7 protein-coding genes are annotated in these 12,529 nt (G+C 45.1%); 1 reads left to right on the top strand and 6 read right to left on the bottom strand.

The genetic code is table 11. The annotated features are described in order from the left end of the window. Nucleotides 1–3 precede the first annotated feature (3 nt). A complete protein-coding gene (locus OCV54_RS11120; protein WP_055224099.1) occupies nucleotides 4–2,121 on the bottom strand; it encodes an efflux RND transporter permease subunit in 2,118 nt (705 codons plus the stop codon). A gap of 182 nt (nucleotides 2,122–2,303) precedes the next feature. On the opposite strand from OCV54_RS11120, the gene OCV54_RS11115 reads away from it, so the two are divergent. Further along, nucleotides 2,304–2,936, top strand: a complete 633-nt coding sequence (locus OCV54_RS11115; protein WP_055224014.1) for a TetR/AcrR family transcriptional regulator — start codon at nucleotides 2,304–2,306, stop codon at nucleotides 2,934–2,936. A 365-nt stretch (nucleotides 2,937–3,301) separates the two neighbouring features. Here OCV54_RS11115 and OCV54_RS11110 read toward each other — a convergent pair whose 3' ends face one another. The 5 genes from OCV54_RS11110 to ftsH form a co-directional block, all read right to left on the bottom strand. Then, entirely contained in the window at nucleotides 3,302–3,853 is a 552-nt protein-coding gene (locus OCV54_RS11110; protein WP_015534620.1) for a Predicted phosphoesterase or phosphohydrolase, read from the bottom strand. Between the two features lie 134 nt (nucleotides 3,854–3,987). After that, the gene (locus OCV54_RS11105) at nucleotides 3,988–6,204 is read right to left on the bottom strand and encodes an RNA ligase (protein WP_055224012.1); all 2,217 of its coding nucleotides are present in this window, start codon (nucleotides 6,202–6,204) and stop codon (nucleotides 3,988–3,990) included. A gap of 353 nt (nucleotides 6,205–6,557) precedes the next feature. Further along, nucleotides 6,558–8,651 carry a glycoside hydrolase family 13 protein gene (locus OCV54_RS11100; protein ID WP_055224009.1) on the bottom strand — a complete coding sequence of 698 codons (2,094 nt, stop codon included), beginning with the start codon at nucleotides 8,649–8,651 and terminating at the stop codon, nucleotides 6,558–6,560. A gap of 395 nt (nucleotides 8,652–9,046) precedes the next feature. Beyond that, nucleotides 9,047–10,396 carry an esterase/lipase family protein gene (locus tag OCV54_RS11095; protein WP_055224007.1) on the bottom strand — a complete coding sequence of 450 codons (1,350 nt, stop codon included), beginning with the start codon at nucleotides 10,394–10,396 and terminating at the stop codon, nucleotides 9,047–9,049. Nucleotides 10,397–10,479: 83 nt separating this feature from the next. Continuing rightward, nucleotides 10,480–12,522, bottom strand: coding sequence for an ATP-dependent zinc metalloprotease FtsH (gene ftsH / locus OCV54_RS11090; RefSeq protein WP_055224006.1), 2,043 nt, complete (start codon nucleotides 12,520–12,522; stop codon nucleotides 10,480–10,482). Nucleotides 12,523–12,529: the final 7 nt, after the last annotated feature.

Here is a 12,529-nt window from a genome sequence, read left to right as displayed (position 1 = left end):
CTGCTATGCCTGAGTGGCTGCAGTGTCCTCATCGCTAACCTTCGCTGATGGTCCATCCATCAGGTTCTTCCTGTATCTGAACATGATGACCTTATCGAAGAGCATCAGTGCTGATGGAAGCATCAGGATAACTGCACACATACTTATGAGTGCTCCACGAGCCATAAGTGTACACAGCGCGCTGATCATATCTATATCTGAGTAAAGACCTACGCCAAATGTTGCAGCGAAGAATGAAAGTGCGCTGACAACTATGGACTGTACTGACTCCTGGCATGCTGTTGCCACGGCGTCAAACTTTCTGTATCCGTTCAGTCTGTTTCTCTTGTACTTCGTTGTCATCAGTATGGCGTAATCAACCGTCGCGCCGAGCTGGATAGTACCGATAACTATTGAAGCTATGAACGGTATCTCTGTTCCGGTGAAGCAAGGGATACCCATGTTGATGAATATCGCAAACTCTATGACTGCCACAAGTACGATTGGCAGTGATATTGAACCGAATACACAGAGGATGATGATGAATATCGCTCCGATGGATACTGTACTTACAGATGCGAAATCCTTATCTGTTATAGTGATAAGATCCTTTGTACAAGGAGCCTCACCAACCAGCATGTTCTTCTCGTTGTATGAATCGATGGTATTATTGATCTCTGTACACTGATTGTTAACCTCATCTGAAGCAACCTCATACTCTGATCCGACGAGTATCAACTGCCAGTCATCGCTCTTGAGCGCCTCTGTGACATCTGAAGGTATGAAGTCGGTTGGAATACCTGCTCCAATGATGCTGTCAAGTCCGAGACAGAACTTAACTCCATCGATGTTCTCGATATCTGACATCATGTTTCTTGTGTCCTTGTCACTCTGATCATTTGTGACAAGTATCATATGTGTTGAATTCATGTTGAATACCTCAGCCAGCTCTGTGTTGGCCTGAACACTCTCCAGACTGTCTGGAAGTGATGAATCCAGCTTGTAATAAACCTTTGTATGATTGTATCCGTATATTGCAGGGATCAGGATGATCACGAACAATACAAGGAATACTTTGTAGTGCTTAGCTATGAATTTTCCTACTCCCTTGAACTCTGGAAGTATTGCTCTGTGTGTTGTCTTCTCTATCGCCTTGTCAAATACAAGGATGAGTGATGGAAGTATCGTTACACATGCGATAACTCCGAGTACGACACCCTTTGCCATGACGATACCAAGGTCAAGTCCGAGGGTAAAGCTCATGAAGCACAGTGCAACGAATCCGGCAACTGTTGTTATGGAACTTCCCACAACTGATGATATTGTCTCTGCGATGGCGTGTGCCATAGCCTCTTTCTTATCCGTGTATTCCTTCTGCTGTGCCTTGTAGCTGTGCCACAGGAATATGGAGTAATCCATTGTAACTCCGAGCTGAAGTACCGCAGCCAGCGCCTTTGTTATGTATGATACCTGACCCATGAGGATATTTGATCCAAGGTTGTACACGATCGCCATTCCTATACTTGCAAGGAAGAGTACCGGGATCATGATAGAGTCCATTGTGATCGCCAGGATGATACTACTCAGGATAACCGCTATAAGTACGTATATCGGGGTTTCCTTCTCTGACAGCTTCTTGGTATCGACGACAACCGCTGACATACCGGACAGGAAGCACTGCTTGTTTGATATGCTTCTTATCTCCTCGATGGCATCCATTGTGCCGTCCGCCGATGTGGTATCATCAAATATGATGGCCATCATGGTGGCATTCTTTTCGTCATTATTAAATGCATCATAAAGGCTTTCAGGAAGCATATCCTTTGGTACTGACAGGTCTGCAAAGCTGTCATACCATATAACCTTTGATACATGGTCTACTTTTTCAATCTTTGATTTCAGTGCGGATACATCTTTGTCTTCCATCCCCTCTACCACATACAGCGAGAAGGCTCCTGTACCGAACTGGTCAACCAGTATATCCTGACCTTCCATGGTCTCGATATCCTTCGGAAGATATGACAGAATATCGTAGTTTACCCTGGTCTTGATATAACCGTATGCCGCTGGTATGAGAAGAACTAAGCTGAGAATCAGTATTACGACCCTCGCACTTACTATCTTTTCTCCTAGTTTTAACATAGCCATAACATCTCCTTTTTCTATTCTGTGGTGGATTATACAACCTGATATTTCTTAAATAAACTACCCAAAATACGAAAACGTTTACATTTTGTTACAAATATGCTAATCTGTAACAAACGTTTGAACACATATTCAAAATTGATTATAAACAAATTATAAACTGAGGGAGGTTTGGGAAAGTGCCTAATCCAAGCGAGGAAAAGACTGAAGATAAAATTATCAAAAGCTTCAAAAAGCTTGTAAACGAATATTCCTTTGATAAGATCACTGTCACGATGATCGCTGAAGACGTTGGAATATCAAGACCGATATTCTACAGACATTTTAAAGACAAATATGAGCTGATGGATTACATGCTCTACAATGAGGTGACCAAGGAACTGGAGATACTGCTTGAGCACAACATGATCCTTGAGGCCATAAAATATCTCTTCACACACATTATTAATGAAGCGAAGCTTTACAGAAAGCTTTTTGAGACAACCGGGCAGAACAGCTTTGAGCAGGTCATGATCGAACAGTTCACCAGTTTCTTCAAGGAACACCTGAAGATATTTGACACGGATCAGATTCCTGACAATCCTATGCTGTCTCCTCTTATTATATGTAAGTATCTGGTAATGGGTCTCACCGTTGCCATCAAGGGATACCTGAACAGCCCGGAGATCACGAGTATCAACGTGGATCAGGCTGTGGAGGCTTATTACTTCCTGGTGTCACACTCCATATTCGAGCTCACCAAGGAGGACTTCAGACCAAAGCTGTTCCAGGCGGTGGATCGAAATTACATTACGCTGCCTTCCAAGAATTAACTGCCGGACGCCCATGGGTGCTGAGACGGACGCCCATAGGTGCTGACGAGGGATTGTGCCCATCCGGGAAAGCGCAAAAAGCCTACACGGTGGTGTAGGCTTTTTATTATGCTTTCCCGGAGGTAATCTACTTTTTCGTTAACACCTATGGGCTGGTTTTTTATAGCATTAAATTACACTATATGTCATTTAATATTTTCATAATTATACAATTCCTCCTTATTCCTTCTTTTCCGTTTACTTCTATGTTTTCGCTGCATGATGCATTCTGATTTTACTTCCGGCAGTTATTGGAAGCATGTGGAATTACAAAACTTGAAAATACAGGTTGCCAGTTACATATACATACGTCCTTATACCTCTTATCATTTAGCCTCTGACTGTAATCTGGCTTGATATATCTCGTTATTTCGGATGATCTCGTCAGCGGTGCACGGCATGTAGTTGTTGATCATGCAGCCTACATTGTAAGCACGTCCCTGGCCGGTCATGAAGCTGTACACTTCAGGACTGCTCTTGTGGATATGTCCATAGAAATGGTATGCCCCGCTTTTCTTCTTATTCCACTCAGCTATCGGAAAGTGACACATAACTATCAGCTTACCTCTGTCGCTCACATAGTCCATCTTCTGTATATCGTCGAAGTAGGACTGCAGCTTCTCACTTCCCATTATTACCTGATCGTGATTGCCAAGGATGAGGCGCTTGTGTCCTTTAAGTCTTGCAAGGATCGGCTCCGGATCTTTCAATTTAAAGCAGAAATCCCCGAGAATATACACTGTATCATTCTTTCCTACCCTGCTGTTCCAGTTATGTATCATTCCATCAGCCATATCATCCACATCTGTAAATGGTCTCTCATCAAATTTTATAGCATTTGCATGTCCAAAATGAAGATCTGACGTATAAAATATCATACAATATCACCTCTCATTCCTACTCAGCGTACCATGTAAATATATGCAGCAGCCTGGATAATTTTCTATGTCTGGCTGCTGCCATGATATAACATAACCCGTCAAACATTCACCGTGTTATCTCTTATGATCACCTATATCAGGCTATCGCCTTCCGCCTGCTTCATGTCATTATAAAACCATCTTCTAAGCGTGCATATATCCCTCGGAACATTTGCGGGATCCTCTGTATCGTGAAGCTTTCTCACCCACGCATAGTACTCATTTGCAAGAGGGGTGGTGAGTGCCGATGTCTTCTTGATATATCCGTTTCTGATAGCCTCATGGGATATTGTCCTCATAAACTTCCAGAAATTGTAGTATGCAAGCTTGAGCTTTGTCATATATCCGGCGCTGTCCTCGATGACAAACCCCTCTATGACTCTGCCGTTATACTCGTAATCATCCTCAAGGATATCATAATACCAGTCATAGAACTCCTGCCAGGTTGCAAGCTCGCAAGCCTTCTTCTTTGGTGTCAGGCCGAACCGGTGGGCTGTATCACACATCGCATCATAATCGTACTTTGCATAGTTTATCTGGTTGTAAACTATATCAAGCAGATACAAATTGCTCTCCGGGTATTCTATGATGTGAGGATCATGCTTCATATCAACACACTCAAATACAAATGTCACATTGTTGTCCTTCGCAAACCGCTTCATATTCTCTATATTCTCCGGTGTCACCTTCTCATATATCATATCCTTCAGCCAGCCGGCGAATGGTCCCTCTATGGTGGATTTGCTCGCTATCAACAGATCGTCGTTGTACTCATCGTAGCTCACGAGTCCCAGGAAACCGTTCTCCTTGACATAGGCGGTCACCAGAAACTGCAGCTTATTCTGCAGCATATCAAACTTTGTCTCAGGGCGCTCATTGATATTAAAGAACTTGTCATACGCCCTCGCTGCGACTCTTCCCTTGAATGTGTCAATGTACAAGCCCCTTGCTTTTGTGGTCTGCTCATCCCACACCCTGTCATTGAATGCCTTGCTCGTGAAGTTGAATGACGAAATATTGCCAAATGTCTTCTCCTGTATGTACCTGTTCCCCCGCAAGGAGATGATCACATCTGCAACAGAGCTTGTGGTAACGGTCTGTTCCTCCTGTATCTCAGGTGCCTTGAACACATCATTGTGGATCTCCACCTCATGGATTCCATCAGCATCCACCCGAACGCATCTGAGTTCCCCGCCATACTCGACTCTGCCCTCAAGGTTGAACACTCTGTCATTCACCCGCACCGGGAGCAGCTTGGTGTTCCTGTGTCCATGGATCTGATAGTAATTCGCCGGCATCTTCCCGTAGAATGTCTCTGCGATCTTCTCGAAATCATTGTAAGCTCCGACTCCATGTATCATCTGATCAGTTGCCACAAATGTGAGATTGTCGGGAATCACACTGAGTCCCGCATGGGTCACCAGATATACATTATCACCGTAGCTATAGTAAGCACACTGTCCAAACCTTCTGTAAAGCTTCCGCACCTCCTTCTTGTCGATTCCGGAAGCATCGAGGATTGGTCTTGTCACAAGCTCAAACTCCTTTGACCTGCCGGTGCAGTCATTTGCCCACAGCCACAGCCATCTCTCGTGATTGCCCTCAAGCATGAGAACATTCTTCCTGTCCATGATAGATATCAGGAAATTTACAACCTCCGCATTCTCCACGCCTCTGTCGATATAATCACCTGTAAATATATAGAACTCATCATCCTTTATACCGCCATTGTCATCCAGATACTTCATCAGCGCTGTATAGCATCCGTGAACGTCCCCGATGTGATGGATCCTCTTATACTGGGAGAAATCCCTCTTCTTCATCCAGATGCTGTCAAGCTCGTCCGGCTTTATGACCGTGATTCCCGAAGGGATCTTTTGTGTGGCAAAGCGGGAGTACATCTTGTCAATAACGTCATCTGATACCCTCTTGAACTCCTCCCTCCCGGCATTTCTTCTCTTCACCTCTTCTATAGGTATATCTGTAAAATCTACACAATACATTCTGTATCTGTACGTCTCACACATATTCTTATATCTGTTCATCTCCGAAGTCTTGGAATTCGTGGCATCTATCACCGTAAATTCGCCCTTCTGCATGCGGATCTCAAGAAGGCTGAACAATGTCTTCCACACCGTACCATCATTGTTCTGACTGATTCCTCTCGTACCATCCACCTGCAGCACCGGACTCTGACAAAGCAGTCTGATGTCGTCCGCTGAAAGTGTGTATGGTTTTAATCCATTCTGCTCGATCCATGTAGATTTGCCACAACCGGCAGATCCCCTAAGCAAAAGCAATACTCTCATATTCTATCTGCCTCCTTCTTTACAATACTATTTTGTCCAATATACCCTATCTCCCTATATTTTTCACCCAACCTGTAGTTTAATCTATCTGTTTTCTAAATTGTGTTTCTTGGATGGTGTTTCTTGGATCGTTACAAAGTCATGGACAAACATAGAATTCGGCTCGCCGCAGATTTAGACGATAACACGGGCAAGCAATTCCATTTTCAATCCATTTTCTGTGCAAGCATTACTCTTGCAAATAAAAAAGCTCCCCGGCAAATGATTCTTTCAATAACATCATTCGTCCAAAGGAACTTTTTTATATTTTTATGTCATATATCTTTGTCTTGTATATCTTTGTCTTCCGGCCATCAGGCACGAACAAGCACCATCGCACTCATCTTTTGAGCCTTGATCGTGAGTACGTTGTGCTCCACCATGAAATCCTGTGGCTCCAGCGTGTACCCCTCTTCATTTGTCAGCATGACTCTTCTGAGGATCGAGTGGTTGTACACTCCGATCTGACGGATATGAAGCTTCAAATCCACATCCTCATAGTTGGTGTTCATGATGACTACCACCTGCTTGTTGTCAGTAAATCTTCCATAGCAGAGTATCTTGTGTCCGCCGTGGAGATATAATACAGAGCCAGACTTAAGTGCCTCGTAGGACTTGTGTATTCTTATCATATCCTTGTGGAACTGTATAAGCTCCTTGTCCTCGTGGCCCCACGGATAAGTCCTTCTATTATCAGGATCTGTCCATCCGCACACACCAGCCTCATCTCCATAGTATATGGTAGGAGCTCCCGGCCACGTCATCTGGAATACGACAGCCTGTCTGAATATACCCTTGTCCACGCCCTGATCGGCGGCATCCGCTCCCATGGTGTGAAGTCGTCCGACCTTTCTGTTGGTTCTCGTGAGGAATCTGGAATGGTCGTGGTTGGACAGCTCATTCATGGACACGTCTATCGATGGTCTCAGGAATCTGGACATATGGTAGTTCATCGCACCCTTGAACGCATCGTAATTACCCAGAAGGTCTCCGCGGAACTCATCGCTGTGCTTCTCAACACCGCAGAGAAACCATGTGATAGGCTCCATGAACGCATCGTAGTTCATGACTGTATCCCACTGGTCGCCCTTCAGCCAGCTCTTCGGATCACCATAGTGCTCCGCCAGAATGATGGCATTTGGGTTGGCCTCCTTTACATTTCTCCTGAACTCACGCCAGAACTGGTGGTTGTACTCAGGTGAATGGCCCAGATCCGCCGCCACGTCAAGTCTCCATCCATCCGCATTGTATGGAGGTGACACCCATTTTCTCGCTATCTTCATGATGTACTCAACCAGCTTCGGCGAGTCCTCATAGTTGAGCTTTGGAAGAGTGTCATGTCCCCACCAGCCATCATATGTTGTATTGTACGGCCATGCATTGTCATTGTAAAACTTGAAGAAAGTGTTGTAAGGGCTGTCCTTCGATACAAACGCACCCTTCTCGTAGCCCTCCTGATTCTCGTATATACACTCCCTGTCCATCCATTTGTTGAATGAACCACAGTGGTTGAACACGCCATCCAGGATGACCTTCATGCCACGCTTGTGTATCTCCTCAACCAGCTCGGCAAAGAGCTGATTGCTGGCCTCAAGATTCTTTTTATTTGTAACTCTGTTGATATATCTCGACGACTGCTTGTTCTCAAGGCATCCGCCCGGAAGGCAGTCACCCTCATCGTCAACTATTCTTCCATAGTGGGGATCAACGTAGTCGTAATCCTGTATATCATACTTATGGTTGGATGGTGATACGAATATAGGGTTCAGATATATTACATCCACTCCCAGATCCTGCAGATAATCAAGCTTATCCTTGACACCCTGGAGATCTCCGCCATAGAAACGTCCCACATCCATGGTGCTCGGCCTCTGATTCCAGTCCTTTACCTGAACTGAACCGGTACCTATATATGCGTACTCGTTATCCAGCACATCATTGGAAGTATCCCCGTTGCAGAACCTGTCCACAAATATCTGATAAAATACCGCACCCTTTGCCCACTCCGGCACCTTGAATCCCGGACATATCTCAAAGTCGTACTCTCTGTCGTTCTGCTTCGTAGGTCCCAGCTTGTCATAAAAGCATGTGACCCTTCCCGAATGTATCTCAAAATGATATCTTATGAATGGCAGACCTCCAGGTATCGTTGCGGTATAAAAGTCAAATATTCTGTTGGAGCTTTCCTTTGTCATCTGTATCTTTTCTTCATTATATATAAGGAACACTTCATCCACATTATCGGCTGTAGTCCTGAATCTGACATTCACATCCTGATCCACATCCGGCTCCTGTGGGCTGACATAATATTTGCTTCCGTCCGCAAACAGTCCGCCTTTATTTAGTATGGGCTTTACATTATATACATAATCATGTATCTTCTGCCCATTGGTCTTCTTTTCCACCATACAATAAAATCTCCCTTGCACATACTCTTTTTTATATTAATACTTTTCGGGAGATTAGGCAACAAGATAAAACATATATTAGCTGCAAATATACAGCAGGAATCGCCTCATATCAGACCATCCTGCCCAATTTCTGTTTTCACCAAAAGTAAAAGAGACAGTCACCGAACGACTGTCTCTTTTGGAGAAGGTATTTTGTTACTTTTATGGGGTGTAGCCAAAACTATATAATGTATTGGGGGTTACAAGTATTATTATATACAAATCCCGTCAAAAGTCTGCCCAAACATTTTTTTATTTGGCAAATGTCATTGTGCAATATCACAATACATTTCCTGAATATTACCTGATTTTTACTTTTTATTGTTCACATTAGACAAAACACCGGGCATTTTCTAAAAACCGCGTCTCTTCAGGTCACTCACAAGCTCCACATAAAATTCCCTCACATCAAATGTATCTATATTTTCCCTGTTCAGGTCTATCACGTCTCCGTGGGAGATTCCACGCCTGCCCTGAGGCTTCAGATATATGAAGTTTGAGCCCCATTTGAAAGATTCATATCCGACAAGTCCATCGTTCTCACCATCAAACTGCTTTACGAATGCGTTGGTGGTGTTGAGCGGGAAGCGTCCACCTGAAGGCTTCTTCATACATGAACCCGTGCTCTGTATGTATACGCCCTGTGGATCAGGGAGCTCTCTGTTCAGGTTTTCACACGCTGATGCCGTGAGATCCGTCACCGCAGCTATGAAGTCCGGGTTTGTGTCACCCAGCTTCTTGAGTGCAGAATTGTAGGCATTTGCCACGGTCTGCTGCTGTTTCTCCGGTATCTTGCCCAGAAGATAATCCGCAAATTCGCATCCCCTATGCGGAGTGTTAATCGTTGTGAGTGATGCTACATAAGGAGCCATACCGAGCTTCGATATGGCATATCTGCTGTCAAGGCCTCCCTTGGAATGGGCTATGATATTCACCTTCCCGCATCCTGTTTCCTTCAATATCTGCTGTATCCTGTCAGCTATCTCCCGTCCGGAGTCAGCCACAGATGCGGCGGACTGATGGTTTCCGTAGAATATGGTCGCACCATTCGCCTCAAGTGCCGCAGGGATCCTTCCCCAGTAATTCAGATACCTGAAATCCCTGAAGAACACTCCGTGTACCATGAGTATTGGATATCTGGTGGCGCAGACCCGGTCAGCCTGTCTTGCCTTATCCTTTATAATCTTCTCGTTCTCCAGAACCGTCTCACCTGATGCCAGACTTATCAGCTTGCCAAGGACTATCAGATGTACCACCGGAATCCAACCGCACAGTATACCGATCACTCTCCATTTGATACCGAGCTGCCTGGATGACACATATATCCTTATTATTCCAACCCAGAATGTGACCGCCAGCACAGCCACCGCCGTGAGTATGTACAGAACCCAGTTCTTCCACGTCCATGCCCTGGCATCTATCACATGCACCAACATTAGTATCAGCACAGCCACAGACATGACCGTTGCCGCCAGGAAAGAATACAGATTCTCGCATCCCCTCTGACACCTTCTGATCCCACTCGACTGGATATTTTTCAGTCCGAGAAATGGCATAACGGTAAGCAGTACATATCCGGCTATGAGCACCACAACTATAAGCGGCATGAGTGGTATATTCCACTCCGGACACCTTGCCAGCAGATATACATTTGCCAGCAGGAACGGTATCACCGCATTTATCCCTCTCTTTATTATCTTCATCCCTTGTTCTCCCTTCCGTCATATATCCAACATAAGCCAAATGCCCGCAAGAAAACTGCGGGCATCTGTATTGTCTTTATATATTACTGTTTGTCTGTCTGAGTCTCAGCTTTCTGCTCTGCAACAGCATTATCTGCTGCATTTACATTCTCTGCTGTACTCTGCTCTGCACCGTTGCTCTGAACATCTGCATCTGCATCCTTAGCATCGTCTCTATCGAACAGTGCTTCAAACTCAGCTCCTGTTATTCTCTCCTTCTCAAGAAGAAGCTTTGCAGACTTGTGAAGAACATCCACATTCTGCTCCAGAATCTCATAAGCCTCCCTGTAACACTCGTCAACGATCTGCTTAACCTCCTCATCTATGGCGGCGGCTATCTTTTCGCTGTATGGCTTGGTATGTCCAAGATTTTTCCCGAGGAATACCTCCTCCTGATCATCGCTCTCATAGTTGATAAATCCAAGATTTTCGGACATTCCATACTTCGTAACCATGGATCTTGCATAACCGCTGGCCATCTTGATATCCTGTGAAGCACCCGTGGTAAAATTGCCAAATATGATCTTCTCTGCAATTCTTCCGCCCATGCTAACTTTTATCTCGTTGAGCAAATGCGCTTTAGTAAGATATTCCTGATCACCCTGTGGAAGCGGCATGGTATATCCTCCGGCTCCGGTACCTGTAGGTATGATAGACACAATATGCACCGGGCCAACATATGGAAGGAGATGGAACAGTATCGCATGTCCCGACTCGTGATATGCCGTGATTTTACGATCCTCCTCGGAGATCACATGGCTCCTCTTCTCACCACCGACTCCAACCTTGATATATGATTTGTCGACATCTTCCTTATTGATATATTCCCTGCCGGCCTTCGCAGCAGAGATCGCAGCCTCATTCATCAGGTTCTCAAGATCAGCTCCCGAAAATCCGGCTGTTGTTCTGGAGATCTCGTTGAGATCAACATCTTCTGCCAGAGGCTTGTTCGCAACATGAAGCTTGAGGATTTCCTCTCTGCCCTTGATATCAGGAGGATTGACAGATATCTTTCTGTCAAAACGTCCCGGACGGAGGATAGCTTTATCCAGTATGTCCACACGGTTGGTAGCTGCAAGAACTATGATTCCCTCATTCGCTCCGAATCCATCCATCTCTACAAGGAGCTGGTTCAGAGTCTGCTCACGCTCGTCATGTCCACCGCCAAGTCCTGTACCTCTCTGTCTGGCAACGGCATCGATCTCATCTATAAATACGATACATGGTGCGTTCTTCTTTGCCTGTGCAAAAAGATCTCTCACTCTCGCTGCACCGACACCGACGAACATCTCCACGAAGTCTGATCCTGAAATACTGAAGAACGGAACCCCCGCCTCTCCTGCTATGGCCTTTGCCATGAGTGTCTTACCTGTTCCAGGAGGGCCGACAAGAAGAACTCCCTTCGGTATACGTGCACCGACCTTGATGAATCTGCCCGGGTTCTTGAGGAAGCACACTATCTCTTCGAGATCCTCTTTCTCCTCACTGAGACCGGCAACATCGTCAAATGTTATTTTCTTCTTATTATTTTTCTTATCTTCCTTCTCTTTCTCATCAGGCTCTGTCATTTTCGCCCTGCTCTTGCCAAAGTTCATCATCTGGCCTCCACCGCCCTGTGATGATCTCACGAACAGCAGCATGACAAAGAACATGACGATCATGACAAGGGCATACGGAATTATCACACTCCATATGCTCGTCTTCTCCACATCGTTCAGGCTGCATCTGGCAACGACCTTCTTATCGTCATCCGAGCTTACGGTCGCATTATACTTGTCCACACTTGCCTGATAGTCGTTATAAATCTTCACGACATCATTGACATCTGTGGAATAAAATGCAAGAGTCTTTCCGTTGGTGAACTGCACCTGAACTACCGCCGTAGGAATCTCTGCATTTGGCTGTATCGACAATGCCAATATCTTGCCATCATCCAAATCCTCTGTCAGATCTGTGTAACTGTAAGTGGTGGTCACTTCAATCTTGTCGCTCTGCATCCATCTGTTTATGAGGATGAAAGCAACTATCAGGATCAACAGATAGATTATCATTCCATTCCTGAATTTTCTCTTATCCATATTTTCCATGTATATG

Origin of the sequence: Coprococcus aceti (assembly GCF_025567285.1) — a bacterium.
In the GTDB taxonomy this organism is placed as follows: Bacteria; Bacillota; Clostridia; order Lachnospirales; family Lachnospiraceae; genus Coprococcus; species Coprococcus aceti.
Note: the sequence above shows the minus strand (reverse complement) of the source record. Positions and strands in the feature narration are given on the sequence as shown.

What these genes read in the sequence shown, in the direction of transcription:
- OCV54_RS11105 (WP_055224012.1), bottom strand. Translation starts at nt 6,204, where the DNA reads ATGAGAGTATTGCTTTTGCTTAGGGGATCTGCCGGTTGTGGCAAATCT.
- OCV54_RS11095 (WP_055224007.1), bottom strand. Translation starts at nt 10,396, where the DNA reads ATGAAGATAATAAAGAGAGGGATAAATGCGGTGATACCGTTCCTGCTG.
- OCV54_RS11100 (WP_055224009.1), bottom strand. Translation starts at nt 8,651, where the DNA reads ATGGTGGAAAAGAAGACCAATGGGCAGAAGATACATGATTATGTATAT.
- ftsH (WP_055224006.1), bottom strand. Translation starts at nt 12,522, where the DNA reads ATGGAAAATATGGATAAGAGAAAATTCAGGAATGGAATGATAATCTAT.
- OCV54_RS11120 (WP_055224099.1), bottom strand. Translation starts at nt 2,121, where the DNA reads ATGTTAAAACTAGGAGAAAAGATAGTAAGTGCGAGGGTCGTAATACTG.
- OCV54_RS11110 (WP_015534620.1), bottom strand. Translation starts at nt 3,853, where the DNA reads ATGATATTTTATACGTCAGATCTTCATTTTGGACATGCAAATGCTATA.